Consider the following 25,776-nt stretch of genomic DNA (forward strand, 5'->3'; position numbering starts at 1 on the left):
CAGGGGTAGCAGGGGTCACTAGGCTGTGGCGCGGGCCACGTCGCGGGAACCGGGGCGGCCCGGCGGGAGGGGAACGGCAAATGGAAGAGGAATTCCACGAGTTGACCGACCGGGTGCGGGCCGAACTCCGCTCCCCACAGGATCTGGTCGCCTACGAGCGGTTGCTCGGGCTGGCCCGCAAGAACACCCCGGCCGGACGCGAGGAACTGGCCCGGATGCTGGTCGCCGTCGAACGTCCGCTGTGGGCCCGGGAGATCGCCGCCTTCGTCCTCGGCTGCGCCGGTGACAAGCGGGCCTTCGAGACGCTCGTGCTGTTACTGAACTACCGCGAACCGGTGCGCTGCGCCACCGCCGCGCATGCGCTGGGCCGGCTCGGCGACCCCCGCACCGCCCGCGCCGCGGCCGCGCTCGCCACCAATCCGCTGCGCACCGCCTACGCACTGCACCCGGTCCGGCTGCTCGCCGAACTCCGCGCCCCGCAGTCCGTCCCCGCGCTGATCGCGACCCTGGAACGGCTGCTGACCCCGCACAACCCCTACTGGCGGGTGGCACTCGCCTGCGTAGAGGGCCTCGGTGCCCTCGGGGACCGCCGCGCCGTCCCCGCCCTCACCGCCGCCGTCGCCCACCCCCGTCTGGCGGCCGCCGCGGCGGCGTCCCTGGCGCGGCTGGGGGTGCATGAGGAGGTCCCGGCGGGGGACGGGACGGCGTCGGAGGGCGCGGCCTCGGGCGGTGGCGAGGTGGAGGGGGCCTCGGCGGACGGGACGTAGGCGGCGGGCGGGGCACAAGCGTGGCGGGCGGGGCGTAGCCGGGCGCCGGGGTGAGCCGGCCGGCCCGTCCCGCGACACAAGGACGCCGAGCCGCGCCGGCCCCCGATTGTCAGTGCCGGGGTCTATAAGTGGTGACCATGACCGCAGCGCCCTTGCACTGGAAGCTCGTCGTCGACGCCCACGACCCGCACGCCCAGGCCGACTTCTGGGCGGCCGCCCTCCACTACGAGGTCGAGGACCACAGCACCCTCATCGCCAAGCTCCTCGACCTCGGCGCCATTCCGCCCGAGATCCTCCTCGACCACCACGACCGGCGCGCCTGGCGGGACGCGGCGGCCGTACGCCACCCCGACGACCCGTACGACGCCGAGACCGGCACGGGCCTGGGGCGCCGGCTGCTCTTCAACCGCGTCCCGCAAGCGGAGAAGAAGACGGCCAAGAACCGCCTGCACCTCGACCTGCACGGCCCCACGGGCGAACGGGACACCGAGGTCGAACGCCTCCGCGCCCTCGGCGCCCGGGTGGAGCGCCACGTCAAGGAACCGGGCGGCGAGTGGGTGATCATGACGGACCCGGAGGGGAATGAGTTCTGTGTGCACTAGGGCGGCGTACTGCCCCCCGTCACCAGCGACCGCCGATAACGCAGTTCCGGGACGCTGCTGCCGCCCACGTCGTAGGACTCCTCGGCGCCGTCCGGGGTGAAGCCGGCCCGTTCGTAGAAGCGCTGGGCGCGGGTGTTGCCGCGTACGACCCACAGGTAGAGCGTGTGGAAGCCGTGGGCACGTGCGCGGGTGGTACCGGCGGTCAGCAAGGTGTGGCCGATGCCGGTGCCGATCAGGGTGGGGGTGACGTAGAGGGCGAGGAGTTCGCCCGCGGTCGGCCGGGGGGCGGGCAACTCCGCGGCTCCTGGGGCGATATCGGGGTCGCGGGCCGGGCCGACGCATGCCCAGCCGACGACGTCGCCGTTCCGCTCGGCCACCAGGTCCGAGACCTCCGGCGACCGGCGCGCGAACCACGAGCGCCGCTGCTCGGCATCCGCCGTCACGCTCATCGCGTCCAGATACGCCTGGGGCATCAGCCCGCGGTAGGCCGTCTGCCAGCCGTGGACCCGCACCGCCGAGACCGCTTCGATATCGGCTTCGGTCATTTCCCGTACCCGTACGGGGGGCGGCGGCTGTGTGGGGGCGCGTTCGGAAGTCCTCTCGGTCCGGTCCATGGGGGAGAGGTTAGGGCCTGGCCCCACGGGGCCCTCAAGGGGAATTCTGCGGAGGGGAGCGCGGGAGCCGCTTGACCTTGTCCCAGGGGTCAGGGTTCGAGACTCGCGGTATGGAACAGGCAGAGAACTCCGGGCCGCGCGGGTCCGGAACGCACCGCAGGGCTGTGATCGTCACCGGCGCGGGGACCGGCATCGGGCGGGCCACCGCTCACGCCTTCGCGGCGGAAGGGGCGCGGGTGCTGGCGGTGGGGCGCCGGCCAGGGCCACTGGCGGAGACGGCGGCGGAGGCCGGCACCGGGGGCGGCGAGATCGTGCCGTACGCCGCCGACATCACCGCGGACGGGGTGCCCGAGGAGCTCGTCCGTCACGCGGTCGAGACGTTCGGCCGGCTGGATGTGCTGGTCAACAATGCCGCGGTGGTGGGCAGCGGGGCGCTCGGCAGCTTCACCAAGGAGGGGATGGATCCGCTGCTGGCGACGAACCTGGTCGCGCCGGTACTGCTGACCCAGGCGGCCGTCCCTCATCTGGAACGGACCGGCGGGGTGGTGGTCAACATCAGCACCTCGGTCGGCCAGCGGGGCTGGCCGGGCAACGGAGTCTACGCCGCGACGAAGACCGGCCTCGAACTCCTCACCCGTAGTTGGGCGGTGGAGCTGGCGCCGCGCGGTGTACGGGTGGTCGCGGTCGCGCCCGGGGCGATCGAGACCCCGATCGCCCGGCATCAGGGATGGTCCCCGGAGCAGCGGGAGGCCCTACGCGAGTGGCAGATCGCGCACACGCCTATGGGGCGGGTGGGCAGTCCGGAGGAGGTGGCCTGGGCCGTCACCCGGCTCGCCGCGCCGGAGGCGTCGTTCGTGACCGGGGTGGTCCTCCCGGTCGACGGGGGAGCGGTGGTCGGCTGAGTGGTGATCGGCCGACCGGCGAGGCGGGACCGGGGCGGGGCCGGGCCGCCCGGCCCCGCCCTGGTAGAAACGGTGCCGGACGGGGAGGTGGGCCGGTGCGGATCGGGGAGCTGGCGCAGATCACGGGGGCGTCGCCGCGCGCGCTGCGCAACTACGAGTGCGAGGGGCTGATCGTCTCGGAGCGGATGGCGAACGGCTATCGCGTCTACGACGAGCGCGCGGCCGTACGGGTCCGCAATATCCAGCACCTCCTGACGGCCGGGCTCACGCTCGCCGACGTCCACTGCTTCTCGCCCTGCCTGGACGGCGATATGACCACCGCCGCGCCCTCACCCGAGGGGCTGCGGATCGCCCGTGCGCGGCTCGCCGTGATCGAGGAGCGGATCGCCGCGCAGTCGGCGGTCCGCGACCGGCTGGCGCGGGCCCTGGATTCGGTGCCGGGCACCCCGGCCTGAGGGCTGCGTCCGGGTCATATCAGGGTCAACTGGGTCGGTTCCGCGGGGTGGTGGGCCTCGTCGCCGGGGCTTCCGGCCGCTTCGGGAGCGGCGTCCGGCGGCGGGATCCGGCGGGCCTCGCCGGGCCGGGCGGGCCCGATGCCGTACTCCGCGGCGAGTTCATGCACCTGGCGGGTGATCCGGCGCTGGTACCACTTGGGGGCGTAGGCGCCGTCCGCGTACATCGTGGTGTAGCGCCGCACCAGATGCGGGTGATGCTGCCCCAGCCACGTCATGAACCATTCGCGGGCGCCGGGCCGCAGATGCAGCACCAGCGGGGTGACGGACCCGGCGCCGGCCTCCGCGATGGCCCGGACCGTGGCCCGCAGCTGGTCCGGCGCGTCCCCGAGGAACGGGATCACCGGCGCCATCAGCACACCGCACGGGATGCCGTGCGCGGTGAGCGTGCGCACCACGTCCAGCCGGCGGTCCGGGGCGGGGGTGCCGGGCTCGACCGTGCGCCACAGCTCGCGGTCCAGGAAGCCGACGGAGACCGAGATGCCGACGTCGGTGACCTCGGCGGCCTGCTGGAGCAGCGGCAGATCGCGCAGGATGAGCGTGCCCTTGGTGAGGATCGAGAACGGGTTGGCGTGATCGCGCAGGGCCTCGATGATGCCGGGCATCAGACGGTAGCGGCCCTCGGCGCGCTGATAGCAGTCGACGTTGGTGCCCATGGCTATGTGGTCACCGCGCCAGCGGCGCCCGGCCAGCTCGCGGCGCAGCAGCTCGGGGGCGTTGACCTTCACCACGATCTGCGAGTCGAAGTCCTGGCCGGTGTCCAGGTCGAGGTAGCTGTGCGTCTTGCGGGCGAAGCAGTAGACGCAGGCGTGGCTACAGCCGCGGTAGGGGTTCACGGTCCATTCGAACGGCATCCGGGAGGCGCCCGGGACACGGTTCACGATCGAGCGGGCGCGCACCTCGTGGAAGGTGATCCCGCGGAACTCGGGGGTGTCGATCGTCCGGCTGACGACATCCGTGCCGAACAGCGCGGACGGGCTTTCGCCGAGATTGTCCCAGCGCATCGGGCCTCCTTCTGGATCCTGCCGAGCCCCCGTTCGCCATAATAGAACAGATGTTCCCTTGCGGCTCGGCGGCCCTGAATTTGGGCGCGTCGCCGAGGGGTGGTTGGCTTGGCCGCGCATCGCAGGACCGGCAGCCGAGTACTGGAGGAAGACACACATGGGGCAGGTCGAGGCCATCACGCAGCGCGAGATCGCGGCGGACCCGGAGGACGTGTTCGACGCGCTCGCCGACTACTCCGGCACGCGTCCGCAGCTGCTGCCCGAGCACTTCAGCGAGTACGAGGTCCGCGAGGGCGGCGACGGCAAGGGCACCCTCGTCCACTGGAAGCTCCAGGCCACGAGCAAGCGGGTGCGCGACTGTCTGCTGGAGGTCGACGAGCCGACCGACGGCCAGCTCGTGGAGAAGGACCGCAACTCCTCGATGGTGACCACCTGGGTCGTCACCCCGGCCGGTGAGCGGCGCGCCAAGGTCGTCGTCACCACCACCTGGCAGGGCGCCGGCGGTATCGGCGGCTTCTTCGAGCGGACCTTCGCCCCCAAGGGACTCGGCCGGATCTACGACACCCTGCTGGCCAACCTCGCCGCCCACGTGGAGAAGTGAGCCGCAATCACTTCCGTCACCCGGCATGCATGCCGTCACACTCACCGGTTCGGGTGGTTTCCGCTGAACCGAAGTGTGCGGCCCGCCGGAGCACTTCGGTACGGAAAGCCCTGATGGGAGCCCAATAGGCGTCCCGGGCACCGCACTTGACGTCCGGTCCCGCCCCGCCCGTACCCCTTTGCCGCGCTTGAACCGTGTTGTCGCCCAATGCGAGAACTTGGGCGGCAACAGGCGTGACGAGGGGAGCAGCACGTGGGCGGGACCACCCTGGGCGAGCGGGTCGAGCGAACCGATCCGCCCGTATCCGGTGCGGCCATGGGGCCGGCACCGGCACCCGAACCGGCTTCGCATACGGGTCCGGCTCCGGCCTCACGTCCGGCTCCGAAGCCGGCTCCGGCTCCGAGCCCGGCTTCTTCGGCTTCGAAATCGGCTCCCGCGCTGAGCCCGGCGCCGGGCCCGGCTCCGGCCGCGAGCGCCGAGCCGGTGGAGCCGGGCACCCGTGCGCCGGTCCCGGTCAGCTCCCGCCGCACCCGTCTGGTCTTCGCCGGCCTGATGCCGGCGCTGCTGCTCGCGGCCCTCGGTCAGACCGTCGTCGCCACCGCGCTCCCGGAGATCGTCGGTGAGCTGCCCGGTCCGGGCGCGATGTCCTGGGTGGTGACCTCCTACCTGCTCGCCTCGGCCCTCGGACTGCCGCTCCACGGCAAGCTCGGCGACCACTTCGGCCGGAAGCCCGCCTTCCTCTTCGCCCTGCTCCTCTTCACCGCCGGCTCGGCGCTGGCCGGCTGGTCCCGCACCCTGGACGAACTGATCGCCTTCCGGGCCGTCCAGGGCGTGGGTGGCGGCGGACTGATCATCGGCGTCCTGGCGATCGTCGCCGACGTCGTCCCGCCACGGGCCCGCGGCCGCTCCATGGGCCTGATCGGTGCCGCCTTCGGTCTCGCCGCCGTCGTCGGCCCCCTGATCGGCGGTTTCTGCATCGACCATGCCTCCTGGCGCTGGTGCTTCTCGCTCAATGTCCCGTTCGGTGCGCCGGCGTTCCTGGTCATCGCCTGTGCGCGGAAGCTGCCCCGGCCCGCGCGGCGCGGCCGGCCGGACATCGCCGGGGCGCTGCTGCTCGCCGCGTTCTCCATCTGCCTGGTCCTGCTGGCCAGTTGGGGCGGTACCACCTACGCCTGGGACTCGCGGGTCGTCCTCGGCCTCGGCGCCGGTGCGCTCGGCACCGCCCTGCTGTTCCTGGCGGTCGAGTACTTCGCCGCCGCACCGCTGATCCCGCTGCGGCTGTTCCGCGATGCGGTCTTCCCCGTCACCGGCCTGGTCGGCGCCGCCGTCGGCATCGCGCTCTTCGGCGCCGCCGGCTATCTGCCGACCTTCCTCCAGAGCGTCGACGGTGCCACGGCCACCGAGTCCGGGCTGCTGATGCTGCCCCTGCTGGGCGGCATCGTGATCGCCTCCCTCGTCTCCGGCCAACTCATCAGCAGGACCGGCCACTACAGGGCCTTCCCGGTCCTGGGGTGCGCGATGGCCGTGGTGGGGATGTGGCTGCTGGCGCGGATGCAACAGGACACCGCGCGGGCGGACTTCAGCCTCTGGACGGGCCTCCTCGGCCTCGGTATCGGCTGTGTCCTGCCGGTGCTGGTGCTCGCCGTGCGGAACTCCGTACGCGCCGCCGGCCCCGGCACCGCGACCGGCGCCCATACCTGCTTCCGGCGGATCGGCGGCAGCGTCGGTGCGGCTCTCTTCGGCATCCTCCTCGCCGACCGGCTGGCCCGCCGGCTCGACGGCCGGCCGGCGTCGGCGCAGCTGCCCGGTCCGGAGTCGATCACCCCGCAACTGCTGCGTGCGCTGCCCGCCTCGCTGCGCGACAGCTCTCTCGCCGCGTACGCGGACGCCATGCCAACGATCTTCGTCTACCTCGTGCCGGTGCTCGTCCTGGGCCTTGTGCTCGCCTTCTTCCTGAAAGAGAAACCCCTGGTGTCCCACGCCCCTCATGCTCCGCAGGCCACTCCGTCCCCGCAGACGTCGTACGGCGACCCGGCCGACCCCACCGCCGTACCGCAGGCGCGTAGCGCTCCGGACCCGGCCGCCGTCAACTCTCCTGACTCCGGCGCCTCTTATGCCCGCGCGCACAGCTATGCCGCCAACGGACACGCCGCCAGCGGACACACCCCCAATGGACGCACCCCCCATGGACACGCCGCCAACCGACACGCCACCGCCATGGCCGGCCTCCCGGTCTGCGGCACCGTCCAGCACCACGACGGCAGCATCGTGCCGCGCGCCGCGCTCACCCTCATCGATGTCGCCGGCCGGCAGATCGGCCGCGGTGCCACCGGAGAGGACGGCCGGTACGCGCTGAGCACACCGGGCGCCGGCTCCTATGTGCTGATCGCGGCGGCGGGCGGCCATCAGCCGCAGGCGGTCACCGTCACCGTCGGCGAACGGCCGGTCGAGCTGGATGTGGTGCTCGGCGGCGCGGGTCGGCTGGCGGGCACCGTCACCACCGCCGACGGCACCCCCGTACGCGATGCCATGGTCACCCTCACCGATGTACGCGGCGAGGTCGTCGCCACCACCCGCAGCGGACGCGAAGGCGGCTATGTCATCGGGGAGTTGGTGGCCGGTGAGTACACCCTGGCGTCCAGCGCCCCGGCGTTCCGGCCCGCCGCGCTGCCGGTGACCGTCCAGGCATCCCGGGAGACCCGCCAGGACATCGAACTCGCCGGTGGCGCGGTGCTCCGCGGGACCGTACGGGCCGGCGGCGGACGCCCCGTCGAGGACGCCAGGGTCACCCTGCTGGACGCCGCCGGCAACGTCGTCGACACCGCGACCACCGGGCCGGACGGGCTGTTCCGCTTCGTGGATCTGTCGGCCGGCGAGTACACCGTCATCGCCGCCGGATACCCGCCGGTGGCCACCGTCCTCCAGGTCGCCGGCGGCGGCCGCACCGAACGCGACCTCCAACTGGGGCACGAGGACTGAACGGACGCCGGCAGTGGGCGCCGGACCGCGATTTGCTGACGCTGCGTCACATGCGCTTGTCGCCAAGGGAGATGGTGTGTGGATGCCGTCCCCTGATCGCCGGGAAGAGCATCGTGCAGGACGCCGGGAAGGCCGCGGCCCGCGCCCGCACCTTGCGCGAGAGCACCGTGGAGATCTGGCCGGAGGCCTCCCACGCGATCAACGGGGAGTACCCGGCGCGGCTCGCGGAACGGGTGCACGCCTTTCTCGACGGGGTGCACGAACACCGTCAGGGCTGACCCGTAAGAGAGGCAGGGGCCGTGCCGAAACGCAGCTTGGTGATCAGCGGGCGGTCGGTGCGGAGCAGGGGCACGGCCGCGGCGCAGGGAGCGAGATGGCCGAGGAAGCCGCGGCCCCTGGGGAGCGGCACCTCGGACACCTCGCTGATCGCCGGATGGGCCTGCCACAGCTGCTTCCGGTCGGCCGCGTCCATGCCCCAGGGCATCGGGGGCAGCCGATGGCCACCGGGTCCCTTCGCGCGGGTGCGGGCGCTGAACCGCCGCGAGACGGTGTCGAACAGCATCATCCCGCCGGGGAACGCATCGGCGCAGGCGGCGATCAGCCGGGTCACCTGTGCGGGCTGGAGATACATCAGCAGCCCCTGCGCGGTCACCAGGACGCCGCGCGAGGGATCGATGCCCGCCATCCATTGGCTGTCGCGGGCGTCGCAGGCCACCAGGCGCTGCCGCGCCCCGTGGGGCAGCAGGCGCCGCCGCAGCGCCAACGGGGCATCGAGGTCGACGGTCACCCACTGGGCCCGGCCGTTGTCCACCCGCCAGAACTGGGTCTCCAGGCCCTCGCCGAGAGCGACCACGGTGCCGTCCGGACAGTCGGCGAGAAACGCGCGCACCACGCCGTCGAATCCGAGGGCCCGCAGGGCGACGGCTTGCGCCAGCCAGGGCCGGGCGGCGCCCAGCCGCTCCTGGAAGGGGAATTCGATCTCGGTGACGAGCTGTACGGCGCGTGGATCGGGCAGCACCGTGTCCGGGCGGGCGGCCTCGGCGGCGCGGTGATGGAGCGTCCACAACGCCGTTTCGGGCACGCCCTCCAGGTCTGCCTTGACGCGGCCTGGCACTGAGTTCCTCCCGGAGTGCGGTGTGGGCTGGTGAGCCGGCGGCGGGTACGCCTGCCGGACCAGCGGCTGCACGGTCTCGCTCATGCGGCGTTGATATCCCGGACCCGTCCCGTACGGGGCCGTTCGGGGTGCCGGTCACCCGGGGGAGTGCAAAGTCGTACCGCTCCCTCGGACAGCGAAGCGGTACGAGCACGGCCGGATGCGGACGGCGCGCCTCGCCGGCAACGCGTCCGTCCAACCAACAGCCCCTGCACGGGCGGCGCGTAGGACCTCCGCCGCGGGTTGCCCGGGGAATCCGCCGCGGAAACAAGGGGGATGGGGGTGTCATGGTGGCAGCGGCGCGATGGCTGCCGACTTCACCGCTGGTACGGGGACTGGACCGGCTATCCCTTCGTCACGCTGATCGGTGCCAACGGCCGTCTGCCGCACGGCTTCCCGGCGGCCGCGTACGCCGCCACCCGCCCGACCCCGTCGGGCCGGAGGTCAGTGCGTCAGATCGCGGTGGATGACCCGGGCGGCGCGTTCGACGGTGGTCACACCGTCGTCCATGGTGTGGCTGCCGGTGGAGAGGACGGCCATGCCGTAGTCGTTCCCGTGGCCGTTGAAGGTGCCGACGCTGTTCACCCGCCAGCCGTTGGTCTTGCGCGGCAGCCAGCCGTTCTTGACGTGTACGGAGGCGCCGTCGGGGGCACCGGCCGGGACACCCCAGCGCTGGTCGGGGACGACCTGGTGCATCAGGTCGAGGGCGTAGCCGCGGGAGGCGGCGGTGAGCACGCGGTTGTCCGTGGTGAGCAGCTCCATCAGTTTGAGCTGGTCACCGGCGGTGATCTGGGTGAGACCCCAGGCGCCGTGCGGGCCGGGGACGGTGTGCCGCATACCGGCCAGGGACAGGAAGTGCTGGACGCCGGCCGGGCGGACCCGGCGCCAGAGCGCGGTGGTCGCGTCGTTGTCCGACTTGGTGATCATGGCGGTGGTGAGCCGCACCTCGTGCGGGGTCAGCTTGCGGTGCGCCTCCTCGGTCTGCCGCAGCAGGGCCGCGAGCACCGTGACCTTCACCACACTCGCCGAGTCGAAGTGGGCGCCGGCCTGGAACTCGCAGTGGGTCCGGGTGCGCCGGTCGTAGATCGCCAGCGCCGAGGCGCCCTCCCGCCCGTGGAGGGCGTCGGCGATGTCCTGGGACAGTGCGGGCGCCAGGCCCGGCTGCTGCGAGGTGCACACGACCTTGGAGCCGTCCACCGGCGTGCTGGCGGAGCCGGCCGCGGCCGGGGTCGCCGTGGTGAGCACCGTGAGCAGCGATCCGGCAGCCACGACCGCGGCCAGCCCGCGGCGTGCGCAGGTCGATATGCGTGATCCGTGCATGGAGGTGGTGTCCTGTCCCGCTGTGTATCGGAGGCTGTGCCGTCGGGCGGCCGGCCTCGTGCGACCGGCGCTGCCGGGTCACCGCGGCCGTGCGGCCGGCCGGTGTCCCGCTTCATGGGTCTCGGCGACGATACGTGGCGGGGGTGGGGGCACCCCGGGCGAGATGGGTAGTTTGTCCGTATTTGTGGGGTGGGTTCCGAGTGTGAGATTCGCCAAAATCACGGGCGAATCCGGGCATGCTGCTAGCGGCGTGGCAGGGCCTTGCGGGGGTTGGGGGCGGCGCGCGGTCGGCGGGTGGCGGCCGCCCGGCGCCGGCGGGTGGCCGCCATCAGCTGGCGGCTGCGGAGGGCCATCTCGATCTCGAAGCGGGTCCGCGGGTCCCGGAGGCGGGCGCCGAACAGCTTCTCCAGCTGGCGCATCCGGTAGCGGACCGTCTGCGGGTGGATGCTGAGCGCCTTGGCCACCTCCGGAGCGCCCATGCCGCCGAGCCAGGCGAGCAGGGTGGCCTCCAGGCGCTCGCACCGCTCCGGCGTGAGTCCCGCGAGCGGGCGCAGTCGGCGGGCGATCAGGGTGTGGGTCAGCGACTCGTCCTGGAGGAGGACGAGCGAGGAGAGGTGGTCGTCGACGAACACCACTCCGGCCTCGGGGCCGTCGTGCGCGGACGCCAGGTCCAGCAGCCGGGTCGCGGCGCGTACCGAGGAGGAGGCCTCCGCCGGCGGCACCGCATGGCCGACCACCGCGGCGCGATGGCGCAGGACGCCCTTCAGCCTGGCCCGGCCGCTCTTGCCGTCGGCCAGTGACGCGGGGATCAGCAGACCCGGCGGTTCGCCCGGTGCGCTGACGAGGCAGTCGCCCAGCGCGGACGCCACCAGATGGATATCGGTGTCGGTGCGCAGCATGACCGCGCGCACCTTCTCGGGCAGTGGACGGCCGGACCGCAACACGTCCTCGATCAGCCGGGCCACCTGCTGGTGACCGCCTCGCTCGATGACTTCCTTGAAGCTCGGGTTGCGATCGCAAAGAGACTGCGCGATCAGTTCGGTCAAGATCGCGAGTTGGCCTTCGCTGTCGGCTCGGGTGTCACCGCATTGCGGTAACCGGACGCCATTGAGTGCCTCGCTCACCATTCTTGCCTCTGTTTCCTTGCGTGGGAAGCTGGTCCGGCCTGTTGTACCTCACCTGGCATGTGCCGTCGGCAGCTGACAGAACTCGTTCAGAAGTCCTTACGGATTCCGTCGGAAGTCCTTCCGCTTTGCGACAGAAACTGTGCGAGATGCGGTGGGGGACGAGCGTACCCCCAGCTTCCGCTTGGAAGGAATCGTGGTGCTGAGATGAAGAAGTCGTGCTGTTGGCCACAACAGGGCAGCCCTGGAAGGTGCCGGACGGGGCGTCAGGCCGAGAGCCCTGGTTAGGCTGGGCAAGCCGTTCGGGATCACCGAAACTGGGGGACCGGGCGACATCGGGTGTCGTGCGTACCGCCCCCTAGCTGCGACGGGACTGGTGCAGGTGAAGATCCTCATCTCCGCGGACATGGAAGGCGCCACGGGCGTGACCTGGCCGGCCGATGTGCTGCCGGGAACACCCCAGTGGGAGCGCTGCCGCCACATGTTCACGTCCGACGTGAATGCGGCGATCGCCGGATTCTTCGACGGCGGCGCCGACGAGGTGCTGGTCAACGAGGCGCACTGGACGATGCGCAATCTGCTGCTGGAACAGCTCGACGAGCGCGCGCAGATGCTCACCGGCCGGCACAAATCGCTCAGCATGGTCGAGGGGGTGCAGCACGGAGACGTCGACGGGATCGCCTTCGTCGGCTACCACACCGGCGCGGGCACCGAAGGCGTCCTCGCGCACACCTACCTCGCCAACACCCTCACCGGCGTCTGGGTCGACGGCACCCGCGCGAGCGAGGGCTATCTGAACTCCCTGGTGGTGGCCGAGTACGGGGTCCCCGTGGTGCTGGTCACCGGCGACGACCGCACCTGCCAGGACGCCCTCGGCTATGCCCCGCAGGCGCCCGGGGTGGCGGTCAAGGACTATGTGTCGCGCTATGCGGCGGTGTGCCGGCCGCCGGCCCGTACCGCGGCCGAGATCCGGGCCGCCGCCCACAAGGGAGCGGCGCTGGCGGTGCGTCATGAACCGTCCCGGCGCGGGCCGTTCCGCTTCGAGCTGGAATTCGACGCCGAACACCTGGTGGGCGCGGCCACCTGCGTGCCGGGCGTGGAACGATGCGGGGAGCGCCGCATCGCGTACACCGGTCAGAACATGTACGAGGCCATCCGGTGCTTCAAGGCGGTGACCACCGTCGTGTCGTCTGCCGTGGAGGAACAATATGGCTGAGGTGGACTTCGCCGGGCAGCCCGGGACCGGGCAGGTATCCGGCGTGGATCAGCAGGCGCTCGACGAGGTGGTGCGGTTCACCTCCGAGCTGATCCGGATCGACACCAGCAACGCCGGTGACGGCACCTGTCAGGAGCGCCCGGCCGCCGAGTACGTCGCCGAGCGGCTGGCCGGGGCCGGACTGGAGCCCACGCTGCTGGAGCGCAGCAAGGGCCGTACGAACGTGGTCGCCCGCATCGAGGGCACCGACCCCACGGCCGATGCCCTGCTCGTGCACGGCCATCTCGACGTGGTGCCCGCCGAGCCCGCCGACTGGACCGTGCACCCCTTCTCCGGGGAGATCCGCGACGGTGTGGTCTGGGGCCGCGGCGCCATCGACATGAAGAACATGGACGCGATGGTGCTCGCCACGGTCCGCCGGTGGGCCCGCAGCGGGGTGCGGCCGCGGCGGGACATCGTGCTCGCCTTCACCGCCGACGAAGAGGCCAGCGCCGAGGACGGCTCCGGCTTCCTGGCCGACCGGCACCCCGGCCTCTTCGACGGCTGCACCGAAGGCATCAGCGAGTCCGGGGCCTTCACCTTCCACGCCGGCAACGGGCGGCAGTTGTACCCGGTCGCGGCGGGGGAGCGCGGGACGGCCTGGCTGAAGCTGACCGCCCGGGGGCGGGCCGGGCACGGCTCGAAGGTCAACCACGACAACGCCGTCAGCCGGCTCGCCGCGGCCGTGGCCCGGATCGGCGCGCACGACTGGCCGGTCCGGCTCACCCCGACGGTGCGGGCCGCGCTCCGTGAACTCGCCGCGCTGTATGGCGTCGACACCGATGTCGACGCGCCGGACTTCGACGTCGACGCGCTGCTGAGCAGGCTCGGCAGGGCCGCCGAACTGGTCGAGCCGACCGTTCGCAACAGTGCCAATCCGACGATGCTGGCGGCCGGTTACAAGGTCAATGTGATCCCGGGGACCGCCGTCGCCCATGTCGACGGCCGGGTGCTCCCCGGCGGCGAGGCGGAGTTCCGTACGACCATGGACGCGCTCACGGGGCCCGGGGTGAGCTGGGAGTACCACCATCGCGAGGTCGCGCTGGAGGCCCCGGTCGACTCCCCGACGTTCGCCGCGATGCGGGCCGCGATCGAGCGCTTCGACCCGGACGGCCAGGTCGTGCCGTACTGCATGTCCGGCGGAACCGACGCCAAGCAGTTCTCCCGGCTGGGCATCGCCGGCTATGGCTTCTCCCCGCTGAAGCTGCCCGAGGGCTTCGACTACCAGGCGCTCTTCCACGGGGTGGACGAATGCGTGCCGGTCGAGGGGCTGCATTTCGGCGTCCGGGTGCTCGATCATTTCCTGCGCGCGGTCTGACCGGCCGACGCGTTGCCCGACCGGTGGTGGAGAGGAACGAAGCATGGTGACCACGGCTCCGTACGGCGGCTGGACGTCCCCGATAGATGCCCGGATGGTCGCCGCGCACGACGGCCGGCCGGCCTTTGTCGGGGTCGTCGGCGACGAGGTCTGGTGGACGGAGCCGCGGCCCGGCGAGGGCGGCCGGCGGGCGCTGGTCCGCCGGCGGCCGGACGGCACCGAGGAGTCGGTGCTTCCCCCGCCCTGGAACGTCCGCAGCCGGGTGCTGGAGTACGGCGGCCAGCCCTGGGCCGGTGCCGTCACCGAGCGCGGACCGCTGGTCGTCTTCAGCAACTTCGCCGACCAGCGGCTGTACGCCTACGCGCCGGACAGCGACGAGGTGCCGCGCCCGCTCACCCCGCACTCCGGCACGGGTGACGGGCTGCGCTGGGCCGACCCGGTGCTGCGCCCCGAGCTCGGGGAGGTCTGGTGCGTCCTGGAGGAGTTCACGGGCGACCGGCCGACCGATGTGCGCCGGGTGATCGCGGCCGTGCCGCTCGACGGTTCCGCCGCCGAACGCCGGGCGTACGTAAGGGAGTTGACCGACGACCGGCATCGCTTCGTGACCGGTCCGCGGATCTCCCCGGACGGGCGGAAAGTGGCCTGGCTGGCCTGGGACCATCCCCGTATGCCCTGGGAGGGCACCCTGGCGATGGTCGCCCAGGTCACCGGGAAGGGCGAGTTCGAGGACGTCCGGCCGCTCGCCGGCGACCTCGGCCCCGGCGCGCCGCACGGCGGTGCGGCCGGTGAGTCCGTCGCCCAGATCGAGTGGGCGGCCGATGGCTCACTGCTGTTCGTCTCGGACGTCAGCGGCTGGTGGGAGCTACAGCGCCTCGACCCCGGCGGCGACGCGACGCGCCGCGGTCTGTGCCCGTCCCGGCAGGAGGAGTTCGGCGGGCCGCTGTGGACCGTCGGCCAGCGCTGGTTCCTGCCCCTGGACAACGGCACCCTCGCGGTGATCCACGGCCGGGGCGCCACCTCCCTGGGCATCCTCGACCCGGTGAGCGGCGAACTGGTCGACGCCGCGGGCCCGTGGACCGAATGGGTGCCCAGCCTCGCCGTGCACGGCAGCCGCGTCGTCGGCATCGCCGCCGGTCCGCACAGCTCGTATGAGATCGTCGAGCTGGACACCTGCACCGGACGCGCCCGGGTACTGGCCTGCCGGCACACCGATGTCCTGGACCCGGCCTACTACCCCCGGCCGCAGAGCCGCACCTTCACCGGCCCCGGCGGACGGGACATCCACGCCCACATCTACCCGCCGCACAACCCCGACCACCGCGCCCCCGACGGGGAGCTGCCGCCCTTCGTGGTGTGGGCGCACGGCGGCCCCACCGGCCGGGCCCCGCTGGTGCTCGACCTGGAGATCGCCTACTTCACCACCCGCGGCATCGGCGTCGCCGAGGTCAACTACGGCGGCTCGACGGGCTATGGCCGCGAGTACCGCGAGCGGCTGCGCGGCCAGTGGGGAGTGGTGGACGTCGAGGACTGTGCCGCCGTCGCCAGCGCACTGGCCGACGAGGGCACCGCCGACCGCGCCCGGCTCGCCATCCGCGGCGGCAGCGCCGGCGGCTGGACCGCCGCCGCCTCCCTGACCGCCACCGACCTCTACGCCTGCGGCACCATCAGCTATCCGATCCTGGACCTGACCGGCTGGGCCACCGGCGAGACCCATGACTTTGAATCGCGGTATCTGGACTCGCTGGTCGGACCGCTCGCCGAGATGCCCGACCGCTACCGCGAGCGCTCGCCGCTGCACCGCGCGGACCGGATCACCGCGCCGTTCCTGCTGCTCCAGGGCCTGGACGATGTGATCTGCCCGCCCACGCAGTGCGACCGGTTCCTCGCGGCGGTCGCCGGGCGCGGCATACGGCACGCCTATCTGCCGTTCCCCGGCGAGGGCCACGGCTTCCGCCGCGCGGAGACCATCGTCCGTGCCGTGGAGGCCGAACTCTCCCTCTACACCCAGACCTTCGGCATCACCCGCGGCGATGTCCCGGCGCTGGAGCTGCGCGGATGACGGAGGACCGGCCGGTCCGGCCACCGCGGCTGCGGCCCGGCGACCGGGTGGCGGTGGTGGCGCCCAGCGGCCCGCTGGTGGCGGAGCGGCTGGATCGCGGGCTGGATGTGCTCCGCGGCTGGGACCTCGACCCGGTCGCCGCGCCCCATGCCCGCGGCACCCATCCCACCCTGGGCCATCTCGCCGCCTCCGACGGGGAGCGGGCCCGCGATCTCCAGGACGCGTGGTGCGATCCGTCGGTGAAGGCGGTGTTCGCGGCGCGCGGTGGTTACGGCGCCCAGCGGATGGTCGACCTGCTGGACTGGGACGCGCTCCGTGCCGCGGCCCCCAAACCGCTGATCGGCTTCAGCGATGTGACGGTGCTGCACGAAGCGTTCGCGGTGCGTGCCGGGGTGTCCACACTGCACGGACCGGCCGTCGCGGGAGAGGCCTTCCTCAAGGACGACGCCACCCGGGAACATCTGCGGCGCACGCTGTTCGCGCCGGAGACCGTCCGCACCCTGGTGTCGCCGTCCGCCCGGCCCCTGGTGCCGGGCCGGGCCCGCGGGATCACCCTCGGCGGGTGTCTGGCGATGCTCGCCACCGAGCTGGGCACTCCGCGGGCCCGGCCGGGTGCGGCGGGCGGGCTGCTCCTGCTGGAGGACGTCGGGGAACCGCCGTACCGCATCGACCGGGCGCTCACCCAACTCCTGCGGGCGGGCTGGCTGGACGGGGTCGCCGGAGTCGTCCTCGGCTCATGGGCCCGCTGCGGGCCCTACGGGCAGGTGCGGGAGGTGCTGGTGGACCGGCTGGCCGGGCTCGGGGTCCCGGTGGCCGAGGAGTTCGGCTTCGGACACGGCGATTCCGCGCTGACCGTGCCGCTGGGCGTCCCCGCCGAGCTGGACGCGACGGCCGGCACGCTGACCTTCGAGGAACCGGCAACGGTGTGAGCGCACGGCTTGCTTGACGTCCGGTCACCCCTCCACCGTCCAGGGCCTCATGAGGTCTCCACACCCCTCGCGCCCGAAGACGGCACTGAACGCACGTCCTAACCACGACGCGGGTCCGGAGCGTTGACTTGCCGCTACCCGTGTCACAGCATGAGCGCGCCGCTACCGACTGGTTGGTACGACCTGTGTGGAGGTCCTCGTGCCCAGCGTGTCCCGAGCCGTGTCCCGCCCCGCGCTCCGCAGGTCCCTCGCCCTGCTGGCCGGCTCCGCCCTCGCCGCGCCGCTCTTCCTGACCGCCCCCGCGGTGGCCGCCGCCGACCCGTACAGCGTCACCGCGCTGAAGGTCACCGTCCAGGCCGGGGAACGCCACTGCACCGTGGACGCGGATGTCTACCGCCCGGCCGGAGTCGACGCCGCCCACCCGGCGCCCGCCGTGCTGACCACCAACGGCTTCGGCGGCAACAAGAAGGACGGCTCGACCGACGGCCTCGCCAAGGCCCTCGCCACCCGCGGCTATGTGGCGCTCGCCTACTCCGGGCTCGGCTTCGGCAAGACCGGCTGCCCGATCTCCCTCGACGACCCCGGGATCGACGGCCGGGCGGCGAGCGGGCTGGTCGACCTGCTGGCCGGCGCCCGTACGGCCGACAACGGGACGCGTCTCGACTACGTCGCCAAGGACGGGGCGCGCGATCCGCGGGTCGGCATGATCGGCGGCTCCTACGGGGGCGCGATCCAGCTGGCCACCGCCGCCGTCGACCACCGGGTCGACGCACTGGTCCCGCTCATCACCTGGAACGACCTCTCCTACTCCCTGGACCCGAACAATGCCGGCCGCACCCACGGCGGCACCGGCCCGCTGCCCGGTGCCTACAAGTGGCAGTGGACGAACGGCTTCTTCCTGATCGGCGAGGCGCAGGGACTGCTGCATCCACAGCTCGACCCGTCGCGCACCGGCGGCTCCGGCTGTCTGCACTTCGTCGCGCGGGCCTGCGAGACCAAGCGGCTGCTGGACTCCGGGAAGTACCCGGCGCAGAAGACCGATGCCGTGCTCCGCTACGCGCGCAGCGTCTCCCCGGTCTCGTATCTGCCGTCGGTGCAGGCGCCGACGCTGCTCGTGCAGGGCCAGCGCGACAGCCTGTTCAACCTCAACGAGGCCGCCGCGACCTACCGGACCCTCGCCGCGCAGGGCACCCCGGTCAAGATGATCTGGCAGGCATGGGGCCACAGCGGCGGGATGAAGAAGCCGGTGCAGGGCGAACTCAACCTGGCCCACGGCAACTTGGACACCAGCTACGTCGGCCGGCGCGTCCTGGCGTGGTTCGACCACTACCTGCGGCACCGGACGGCAACCGGCACCGGGCCCGCCTTCGCCTACCACCGGGACTGGGTGACCGCCGGGTCCGCCTACGCCACCTCGCCCGCCTTCCCGGCCGGCGGCACCCGGCGGCTGTATCTCTCCGGGGACGGCAAGCTCGTCGCGCAGCGCGGTGCGGTGGCGCGCGGCAGCCGCACGTACCGCAATCTGCGGATGGCCACCAGCCACTCGGAGAGTTCGCTGTCCGGGCTGCTGGGGCTGCCGGACGTGGCGCCGTACGACGCCCGGGGCACCTACCTCGACTGGACGTCGCAGCCGGTGGCGGGCAGGCCGGTGGATGTGGTGGGCGCGCCCAGGGTGACGCTGAAGGTCACCTCGCCGCAGGCCGGGCGGGCACAGCGGTCCGCGGACGCGGCCGACAAGCTGGTGCTGTTCGCCAAGCTCTACGATGTCGCGCCGGACGGCAGGAAGACGCTGGTGCACCGGTTGGTGGCCCCGGCCCGGGTGCCCGATGTGACCCGGCGGTTCACCGTGGAACTGCCGGGCATCGTGCACCGTTACGAGCCGGGGCACCGACTGCGCTTCGTGATCGCCGCGAGCGACGACGCCTATGTCGGCAATCGCGGCGTGAAGCCGGTGACGGTCACCAGTACGCCCGGGGACACCGGGGTCCTCGAACTGCCCGTCACCCAAGGGGTGTTGCGGTAGCGGATGGGGTGGATGCCGTAGGGACAAGTGGAGGGGCGGACGGCTCGGGCGCGCCCCGGGCGCCGGGTGTCAGCCGGGGCCGCGCGCGTCAGCCGGGTCGTCCGCGGGGGTGCTGCTAATCGTCGGTGACCGCAATGGCCTGCACGGGGCAGGCGCGGGCGGCTTCCCGCACCAGCGGGTCGCCCGCGCCGTCCTCCCGGCCGGGCAGCAGCGCACTGAAACCGTCGTCGTCCTGGGTGAAGACCCCCGGCGCGGTCAGGGCGCACTGGCCGGCGCCGATACAGCGGTCGGTGTCGATCGCGATCCGCATTCCGGACCCCTTTCTCTGGTCTGCCGTCCTGGCTGCTACCAGGCCAGCGGCAGTTCGATCATGCCTTGCAGGGTGTCGCCGGCCTTGAACGGAATCTCGGCGGCCGGCACGGCGAGCCGCAGCTGCGGGATCCTTTTGAACAGTGAGCGCAGCGCGATCTCCAACTCCGCGCGCGCCAGATTCTGCCCCAGGCACTGGTGGATCCCGAAGCCGAACGCCACGTGATGGCGGGCCGAACGGCCGAGGTCCAGCTCGTCCGGTGCCGGATAGGCGGCCTCGTCCCGGTTGATCAGTGAGGCGGGAAACAGGACCGCGTCGTCGGCCCGGATCACCTGACCGCCGATCTCGATGTCCTCCGTCGCCACCCGCAACAGACCGTCCGCGATGGACAGGAACCGCAGCAGCTCCTCGACGGCAGCCGGCATCAGACCCTCGTCGGCCTTGAGCTGCGCCAGCTGCTCGGGGTGCTCCAGCAGGGTGAAGGTGCCGAGCGAGATCATGTTGGCGGTGGTCTCATGGCCGGCCACCAGCAGGATCATGGCGAGCCGGACCAGCTCGTCGCGGGTGAGCGCGCCGGTCCGCAGCCGGTCCTCGATCAGCTCGTCCAGCAGCCCGTCGCCCGGCTTCTTCTCCTTGGCGGCGATCAGCCCGGTGAAGTACTCCTCCAGCTTCAGCCGGGCGTCCTCCGCCTCCTCGGCCGACCGGCCGCGCAGGATACGGCGGGACTCCTCCTCGAAGAACTCGTGGTCGGCGTACGGGACGCCGAGCAGTGCGCAGATCACCATCGACGGGACCGGCAGCGCGAACGCGGAGACCAGCTCGGCGGGCGGGCCCTGATCCAGCATCCGGTCCAGCAGCCCGTCGACGATCCGCTGGATCTCCGGCCGCAGTGCGGCGGTCCGCTTGAGGCTGAAGCTGGGGATCAGCATCCGGCGCTGGGTGTTGTGCTCCGGGTCGTCGACCCCGATCAGCGGTGTCCGGACCCGGCGGATGGCCGCGAAGCGTTCGAACGGGACCGGGAAGGCCGGGTTCTGCCGGTCGGCGGAGAGCCGCTGGTCGGTCAGCAGCGCCCGTGCCTCGGGGTGGCCGGTGACCGCCCACACCTTCCGGCCGTCGTAGAACGTGACATGGCTCAGCGGGCCGGCCTCGCGCAATGGCTGATAGGCGGCGGGCGGGTGGTAGGGACAGGTGCGGTTCTGAAAGTAGGGGATGGCTTCGGTCACGAAATTCCTCCCGTACGAGTCTCAAGTGGCTCGAGTCGCTCGTGTGTGAGATGGCAACGCTGTGGCGCACCGTGTACGCCGCGCCGATCTCACCTCATGCCGCGGATACCGGGCATGTCTACGCGCAGTTCGGCCAACCTCGTTCAGATTGCGACATGTTCGGCTTCATCGCCTCCGTACCGCGGCCGTACGAGGGTGTCGATCACGCCGTCCAGATAGCGGTCCCGTGCCACCTCGGCCGGCAGGCTCTGCGGGACGGCGTGCCCGAGCTGGGTGTGGCCGAGGCAGGCGGTGTACGCCAGCAGGCCACGGTGCCGCGCCTCGCCCTCGGGGAAGAAGCCCAGCGCCGCGAAGAGCGCTGCTCACCCGCGCGGATGTCGTGGTGACCGGCTGCCGGCCGGGCGCACTCGACCGCTTCGGCCTCACCCCGGAGGCGCCGGCCGCCCGCCGCCCCGGCCTGGTGGTCGCCGGGTGTGGCGGGAGGGCTCCTGGCAGCCGGACCGGCTCTGCCACGCCGCCCGGCCGGCTGGCCTGCCGCTGCCACCCTTCGTACGATCTGCCGATGACGAGCAACGACCGCTACCTCGCGCGCGGCCCGCGGGTGGGCATCCGGCATTTCACCGCCGCCGACCGGGCAGAGTTCACCGCGCTGGCGCGGGAGAGCGCGGAGCTGCACCGCCCCTGGCTCTTCCCGCCCACCACGGACGCCGCGTACGACAGCTATCTGCTGCGGCTCCAGGAGCCACAGCGCGAGGGGTTCTTGATCTGTGAGCGGGCCGACGGCCGGATCGCCGGTTACCTCACGATCAACAACATCGTGCACGGCGCGTTCCGCTGCGGCGCGATCGGCTACGGCGCCTTTGCGCACGCCGCCGGCCGCGGGCTGATGAGCGAGGGCCTGCGGCTGGTGATCCAGCACGCCTTCACGGAGCTGGGGCTGCACCGGCTGGAGGTCAACATCCAGCCGGCCAACGAACTGTCGACCGCCCTGGTCAAGCGGGCCGGGTTCCGGCTGGAGGGGTTCTCCCCGGACTTCCTCTTCATCGACGGCGCCTGGCGCGACCACGAGCGCTGGGCGATCACCGCCGAGATGGTCTCCGGGCGGGCGGGACGAGCCGATGTCGGTGGGGTGTGATGCGATGTCCGGCATGACCATCGACTTCCGGCGCACCGTGCCGGTCTTCCGGATCTTCGACGTCGCCAAGGCCCATGAGTTCTATGTCGACTACCTCGGCTGCACGGTCGACTGGGAGCACCGCTTCGCGCCCGGTATGCCGCTCTACACGCAGGTCTCGCGCGGTGACCTCGTGCTGCACCTGTCGGAGCACCACGGCGACGCGACGCCCGGCTCCACGATCTACACCGAGCTGAGCGGAGTGCGCGCCCTGCACGCCGAGCTCGCCGGGAAGAACTACCCGTATCTGCGGCCCGGTCTGGAGCAGGACGAGATCGGGACCTCACTCACGCTGACCGACCCCTTCGGGAACCGGCTGCGCTTCAACGAACCGGGCGCCGCCGCGCAGCCGTCCGACGGGGCCCCGGCCAGGGCGTGTCAAGACATGCCCTAGCGGGACTTGCGGTTGATCTTCATGGTGTCCATGTCGGTGGCCGTGGACCGCAGGTCGCGGTAGCCCAGCCCGGCGGCCCGCAGCGCGGTCTCCGCCTTGTCCTCGGCGAGCGCGGCGGCCATCTCCTCGCCGTCCGCCGCATCCGAGACGATGACGAAGCGGTAGCTGAAGGAGTGCAGCGCGGCGTCGTACGCCAGCGAGCCCTCCGGCGTGAACGTGAACCGGTCCAGACCCTGCGCGTCCCCCTCGGCCAGCAGCTTCGTCCGGGACTCGGCCGTCAGACCGTCCCACTTGCCGCGGACGATCACTCGGTAGGTGTGCTGGGTCGCCATGGGGGCCGTCTTCCGTTTCTGCCTGTGTCAATGAGCCGAAGTGCCAGGCTATTTCGCCGCATCCCGCCGGGCCTCCCAATTTTCCGGGGGGCCGTGTGATGATCACGGCATGCGCCGAACCGTACTGATCGATGCCCCCTCCAACCTGGGACTGCGACCGCCCGCGCCCGGCACCGTTCCCGGCTGCTACAAGCTCGCCGGCGCACTGCGCGAACAGGGACTGCTGCGCCGGCTCGGTGCGCTGGAGGGCGGTGTCGTCGTGCCGCCGCGCTACGACCTGGGGGACTGGAAGGAGGGGGACGGCGACTTCAACGCCGCCGCCCTCGCCGCCTACACGGGCCGGCTCGCGACCCGTATAGAGGGCCATGTGAGCAGCGGTGACTTCCCGGTGGTGCTGGGCGGGGACTGCAGCATCCTGCTCGGCGCGGTGCTGGCGCTGCGCCGGCTGGGGCGCTACGGCGTCGCCTACCTCGACGGGCACGGCGACTTCCGGCACCCGGGCAACGCGGCGGTCTCCGGCCCGGTCGGGGCCGCGGCCGGGGAGGGCCTGGCGCAGATCACCGGGCGGGGCCAGGCGGACCTCACGGACCTCGACGGGCTGCGGCCGTACGTCCGCGACGAGGACGTATGCGTCCTCGGCATCCGCGATGTGGACGAGGACCAGGAGGAGTTGACCGGCCTCGGCATCAGCCACGCCCCGGTCGGTGAGATCCGGCGGCGCGGCCCGGAGGCCGTGGCCCGCGACGTCCTCACCCACTTCCAGCACCCCCCGCTCGACGGCTTCTGGATCCATCTCGACGCGGATGTCCTCGACCCGTCCGTCATGCCGGCCGTCGACAGCCCCGACCCCGACGGCCTGCTCACCGGTGAACTCCGGGCGCTGCTGGCCCCGTTGGCCGCCTCTCCGCGCTGCATCGGCATCGACGTCACCATCTACGACCCGGACCTCGACCCGGAAGGGACCGGCGCGGCGCTGCTCGCCGATCTCCTTGAGGGTGTCTTTGCGCAACCCTGACCTCGCCCGGCCCCAAGAGACCCTGTGCAGGGCGGCGCTCGCGCGGTTCCATGGTCAACAGGAGGCCGCCGCAGCCGAGGTGGCCCGGTCCAGCATTGCGAGGCAGCCGTGGCCACGAGTGTGCGACGCACCACCCTGACCCTCCCCGCCGCCCCCCTCGGCCCGGACAGCCCGCTCCCCGCGCTGCGGCCCGGTCAGGACGCGCACCACATCGAGGTCCCCCAGGACGCCGGACTGCCCGCCGACATGGCGCGGCAGATCGGCTGTGCACCGCTGCGCTCGATCCTGCCCGCCCCAATGCGCGACGGCTACGGCCGGTCCCGCCGCCCCACCGACCTCGACGCACTGGTCCTGGAGAACGACCGGCTGCGCGCCACCGTCCTGCCCGGCTTCGGCGGCCGGGTCCACTCCCTGCACCACAAGCCCACCGACCGGGAACTCCTCTACCGCAACCCGGTGTTGCAGCCCGCGGCCTTCGCCCTCAACGGCGCCTGGTTCTCCGGCGGTATCGAGTGGAACATCGGCGCCACCGGACACACCACGCTGTCCTGCGCCCCGCTGCACGCCGCCCGGGTCCCGGCGCCGGACGGCGGGGAAATGCTGCGGCTGTGGGAGTGGGAGCGGCTGCGCGATCTGCCCTTCCAGGTGGACCTGTGGCTGCCCGAGGACTCCGACTTCCTCCATGTGGGCGTGCGCATCCGTAATCCGCACCACCACACCGTGCCGGTCTACTGGTGGTCCAACACCGCGGTGCCCGAAGGGGAACGCACCCGCGTCCTGGCCCCCGCCGACGCGGCCTGGCACTTCGGCTACGAACGGACCCTGCGCCGCGTCCCGGTCCCCGACACCGACGGCACCGACCGCAGTTACCCGCTGCGCAGCACCTACCCCGCCGACTACTTCTACGACGTGCCCGACGGCACCCGCCGCTGGGTCACCTCCCTCCACGCCGACGGCCGCGGTCTGGTGCAGACCTCCACCGACACCCTGCGCGGCCGCAAGCTCTTCCTGTGGGGCGCCGGCCGGGCCGGGCGGCGCTGGCAGCAGTGGCTCACCGAACCGGGCAGCGGCGGCTATGCCGAGATCCAGGCGGGGCTGGCCCGTACCCAGCTGGAGCATGTGCCGCTGGACGCCGGCGGCGAGTTCAGCTGGCTGGAGGCGTACGGGCCGCTCGCCACCGACCCCGCGGCGGTGCACGGCCCGGACTGGGGCGTGGCCCGCGACGAGGTCGCCGCCCGGCTGGAGGCCGCCCTGCCCCGGGCGGATGTCGAGGCCGCCTACGCCGCCTGGCTGCCGTACGCCGACCAGGAACCGAAGGAGTCGCTGGCCACCGGCTCCGGCTGGGGCGCACTGGAGGTGGCCCGCACGGGCCTGGACCTGCCCGGTACGCCCTTCGGTCCGGCCACCCTGGGCGCCGAGCAGGAGCCATGGCTGACGCTGCTGAGAACCGGGGACCTGCCGGCCGGCGGCCCGGTACCCGGACCGGTGCTGACCGCGCCGGCCTGGCGCGATCTGCTGGAGTCCGCACCGCCCGGCCCGTCCATCGACTACCACCTGGGGCTCGCCCAGTGGCAGGCCGGCGACCGCGCCCAGGCCGTCCGCAGCTGGGAGCGGGCCCTCGGACACGGCGCCGGCTGTCTGCCGCTGTACTGCCTGGCGGTCGCCGAGTCCGCGGCGGGCGAGCCGGCCCGCGCCGCCGACCGGTATGCGCAGGCCTGTGCCGAAGCGGCGCGGGCGGCCTCGGCACCGGACCCGGCCGCACGGGCCTGGCGGGTGGTGCTGCCGGCGCTCGCCCGGGAGGCGGTACCGGCGCTGCTCGTGGCCGGCCGTACCGAGGAGGCCGCGCAGCTGCTCGCGGGCCTGCGCCCGGCCGACCCGTCCGACGGCCGCTACCGGCTGCTGACCGCACAGGTGCTGCTCGCCCAGGGGCAGCCGGCCGCGGCCCGGGAGGTCTTCGAGGCCGGCTTCGAGATCGCCGGCCTGCGGGAGGGCGACGAGGTGCTCGGCGACACCTGGTACGCCATCGCCGAGCAACTGGTCGCGGGCGGCGGCCCGGTCACCGAGGAGGTCCGCGCCGCGGCCCGGTCCGCGCATCCGCTCCCGGAGCGCTACGAGTACCGGATGCGGCCGGTGTAGTGGATGAACGGCCCCGTGTACGGCAAGCGC

25 protein-coding genes are annotated in these 25,776 nt (G+C 72.6%); 17 read left to right on the forward strand and 8 right to left on the reverse strand.

All coding sequences use genetic code 11. From position 1 onward, the window contains the following. Positions 1-80 precede the first annotated feature (80 nt). Both CP981_RS31685 and CP981_RS31690 read left to right on the forward strand, forming a co-directional pair. Complete coding sequence (locus CP981_RS31685) at positions 81-767, forward strand: HEAT repeat domain-containing protein (protein ID WP_085922664.1); 687 nt, start codon at positions 81-83, stop codon at positions 765-767. A gap of 137 nt (positions 768-904) precedes the next feature. Further along, positions 905-1,369 carry a VOC family protein gene (locus CP981_RS31690; protein ID WP_085922663.1) on the forward strand — a complete coding sequence of 155 codons (465 nt, stop codon included), beginning with the start codon at positions 905-907 and terminating at the stop codon, positions 1,367-1,369. Here the strand turns inward: CP981_RS31690 and CP981_RS31695 are convergent. Then, positions 1,366-1,914: a GNAT family N-acetyltransferase gene (locus CP981_RS31695; RefSeq protein WP_085922662.1), complete on the reverse strand. Its 549-nt coding sequence runs from the start codon at positions 1,912-1,914 to the stop codon at positions 1,366-1,368. The two genes, CP981_RS31690 and CP981_RS31695, sit on opposite strands and share 4 nt — an antisense overlap. 179 nt (positions 1,915-2,093) lie before the next feature. Between CP981_RS31695 and CP981_RS31700 the strand changes: the two genes are divergently transcribed. After that, a complete protein-coding gene (locus tag CP981_RS31700) occupies positions 2,094-2,885 on the forward strand; it encodes an SDR family NAD(P)-dependent oxidoreductase (RefSeq protein ID WP_085922661.1) in 792 nt (263 codons plus the stop codon). Positions 2,886-2,980: 95 nt separating this feature from the next. Further along, entirely contained in the window at positions 2,981-3,340 is a 360-nt protein-coding gene (locus tag CP981_RS31705; RefSeq protein WP_085922660.1) for a MerR family transcriptional regulator, read from the forward strand. A 14-nt stretch (positions 3,341-3,354) separates the two neighbouring features. On the opposite strand, the gene CP981_RS31710 is transcribed toward CP981_RS31705, so the two are convergent. Further along, entirely contained in the window at positions 3,355-4,401 is a 1,047-nt protein-coding gene (locus CP981_RS31710; protein WP_085922659.1) for an Rv2578c family radical SAM protein, read from the reverse strand. A 157-nt stretch (positions 4,402-4,558) separates the two neighbouring features. Between CP981_RS31710 and CP981_RS31715 the strand changes: the two genes are divergently transcribed. From CP981_RS31715 to CP981_RS31725, 3 genes are all read left to right on the forward strand, one after another. Continuing rightward, the gene (locus tag CP981_RS31715; RefSeq protein ID WP_085922658.1) at positions 4,559-5,002 is read left to right on the forward strand and encodes an SRPBCC family protein; all 444 of its coding nucleotides are present in this window, start codon (positions 4,559-4,561) and stop codon (positions 5,000-5,002) included. A 252-nt stretch (positions 5,003-5,254) separates the two neighbouring features. Next, the gene (locus CP981_RS31720; RefSeq protein WP_425282178.1) at positions 5,255-7,981 is read left to right on the forward strand and encodes an MFS transporter; all 2,727 of its coding nucleotides are present in this window, start codon (positions 5,255-5,257) and stop codon (positions 7,979-7,981) included. Positions 7,982-8,031: 50 nt separating this feature from the next. Then, a complete protein-coding gene (locus CP981_RS31725; RefSeq protein WP_208853011.1) occupies positions 8,032-8,259 on the forward strand; it encodes a hypothetical protein in 228 nt (75 codons plus the stop codon). Here the strand turns inward: CP981_RS31725 and CP981_RS31730 are convergent. The 3 genes from CP981_RS31730 to CP981_RS31740 form a co-directional block, all read right to left on the reverse strand. Further along, positions 8,250-9,179, reverse strand: coding sequence for a class I SAM-dependent methyltransferase (locus tag CP981_RS31730; protein ID WP_085922657.1), 930 nt, complete (start codon positions 9,177-9,179; stop codon positions 8,250-8,252). The genes CP981_RS31725 and CP981_RS31730 overlap by 10 nt on opposite strands. Before the next feature lie 399 nt (positions 9,180-9,578). Continuing rightward, on the reverse strand, positions 9,579-10,454 hold the full coding sequence (locus CP981_RS31735) for a serine hydrolase (RefSeq protein ID WP_085922656.1): 876 nt from the start codon (positions 10,452-10,454) through the stop codon (positions 9,579-9,581). A gap of 242 nt (positions 10,455-10,696) precedes the next feature. After that, positions 10,697-11,500, reverse strand: a complete 804-nt coding sequence (locus CP981_RS31740; RefSeq protein ID WP_244329875.1) for a PucR family transcriptional regulator — start codon at positions 11,498-11,500, stop codon at positions 10,697-10,699. Between the two features lie 460 nt (positions 11,501-11,960). Between CP981_RS31740 and CP981_RS31745 the strand changes: the two genes are divergently transcribed. The 5 genes from CP981_RS31745 to CP981_RS31765 all read left to right on the forward strand — a co-directional run bounded on the left by CP981_RS31745 (position 11,961) and on the right by CP981_RS31765 (position 19,162). Further along, positions 11,961-12,794, forward strand: a complete 834-nt coding sequence (locus CP981_RS31745) for a M55 family metallopeptidase (RefSeq protein ID WP_085922654.1) — start codon at positions 11,961-11,963, stop codon at positions 12,792-12,794. Further along, on the forward strand, positions 12,787-14,151 hold the full coding sequence (locus tag CP981_RS31750; RefSeq protein ID WP_085922653.1) for a M20/M25/M40 family metallo-hydrolase: 1,365 nt from the start codon (positions 12,787-12,789) through the stop codon (positions 14,149-14,151). The genes CP981_RS31745 and CP981_RS31750 overlap by 8 nt, the downstream gene beginning before the upstream one ends. 43 nt (positions 14,152-14,194) lie before the next feature. Beyond that, on the forward strand, positions 14,195-16,210 hold the full coding sequence (locus tag CP981_RS31755) for a dipeptidyl-peptidase 5 (protein WP_085922652.1): 2,016 nt from the start codon (positions 14,195-14,197) through the stop codon (positions 16,208-16,210). Continuing rightward, on the forward strand, positions 16,207-17,139 hold the full coding sequence (locus tag CP981_RS31760) for a S66 peptidase family protein (RefSeq protein WP_085922651.1): 933 nt from the start codon (positions 16,207-16,209) through the stop codon (positions 17,137-17,139). Before CP981_RS31755 ends, CP981_RS31760 begins: the two co-directional genes overlap by 4 nt. Positions 17,140-17,347: 208 nt before the next feature. After that, complete coding sequence (locus tag CP981_RS31765; protein WP_085922780.1) at positions 17,348-19,162, forward strand: CocE/NonD family hydrolase; 1,815 nt, start codon at positions 17,348-17,350, stop codon at positions 19,160-19,162. 115 nt (positions 19,163-19,277) lie between these two features. Here the strand turns inward: CP981_RS31765 and CP981_RS31770 are convergent, their stop codons facing one another. Together CP981_RS31770 and CP981_RS31775 are read right to left on the reverse strand one after the other, a co-directional pair. After that, positions 19,278-19,472: a ferredoxin gene (locus CP981_RS31770; RefSeq protein WP_085922650.1), complete on the reverse strand. Its 195-nt coding sequence runs from the start codon at positions 19,470-19,472 to the stop codon at positions 19,278-19,280. 35 nt (positions 19,473-19,507) lie between these two features. Beyond that, positions 19,508-20,695 carry a cytochrome P450 gene (locus CP981_RS31775; protein ID WP_085922649.1) on the reverse strand — a complete coding sequence of 396 codons (1,188 nt, stop codon included), beginning with the start codon at positions 20,693-20,695 and terminating at the stop codon, positions 19,508-19,510. A 155-nt stretch (positions 20,696-20,850) separates the two neighbouring features. On the opposite strand from CP981_RS31775, the gene CP981_RS39610 reads away from it, so the two are divergent. From CP981_RS39610 to CP981_RS31785, 3 genes are all read left to right on the forward strand, one after another. Then, positions 20,851-21,081: a hypothetical protein gene (locus tag CP981_RS39610; RefSeq protein WP_158092610.1), complete on the forward strand. Its 231-nt coding sequence runs from the start codon at positions 20,851-20,853 to the stop codon at positions 21,079-21,081. Between the two features lie 176 nt (positions 21,082-21,257). Beyond that, positions 21,258-21,830 (forward strand): GNAT family N-acetyltransferase, encoded by a 573-nt coding sequence (locus CP981_RS37935; RefSeq protein ID WP_085922779.1) that lies wholly within the window; start codon positions 21,258-21,260, stop codon positions 21,828-21,830. 13 nt (positions 21,831-21,843) lie between these two features. After that, complete coding sequence (locus tag CP981_RS31785) at positions 21,844-22,263, forward strand: glyoxalase superfamily protein (protein WP_085922778.1); 420 nt, start codon at positions 21,844-21,846, stop codon at positions 22,261-22,263. Here the strand turns inward: CP981_RS31785 and CP981_RS31790 are convergent. Beyond that, positions 22,260-22,595 carry a DUF6204 family protein gene (locus CP981_RS31790; protein WP_085922648.1) on the reverse strand — a complete coding sequence of 112 codons (336 nt, stop codon included), beginning with the start codon at positions 22,593-22,595 and terminating at the stop codon, positions 22,260-22,262. The two genes, CP981_RS31785 and CP981_RS31790, sit on opposite strands and share 4 nt — an antisense overlap. A 109-nt stretch (positions 22,596-22,704) precedes the next feature. On the opposite strand from CP981_RS31790, the gene CP981_RS31795 reads away from it, so the two are divergent. Both CP981_RS31795 and CP981_RS31800 read left to right on the forward strand, forming a co-directional pair. Then, positions 22,705-23,610 carry an arginase family protein gene (locus tag CP981_RS31795; protein ID WP_085922647.1) on the forward strand — a complete coding sequence of 302 codons (906 nt, stop codon included), beginning with the start codon at positions 22,705-22,707 and terminating at the stop codon, positions 23,608-23,610. Between the two features lie 108 nt (positions 23,611-23,718). Further along, the gene (locus CP981_RS31800; protein ID WP_085922646.1) at positions 23,719-25,746 is read left to right on the forward strand and encodes a DUF5107 domain-containing protein; all 2,028 of its coding nucleotides are present in this window, start codon (positions 23,719-23,721) and stop codon (positions 25,744-25,746) included. Positions 25,747-25,776 lie beyond the last annotated feature (30 nt).

It is taken from the genome of Streptomyces platensis (genome assembly GCF_008704855.1).
Taxonomy (GTDB): Bacteria; Actinomycetota; Actinomycetes; order Streptomycetales; family Streptomycetaceae; genus Streptomyces; species Streptomyces platensis.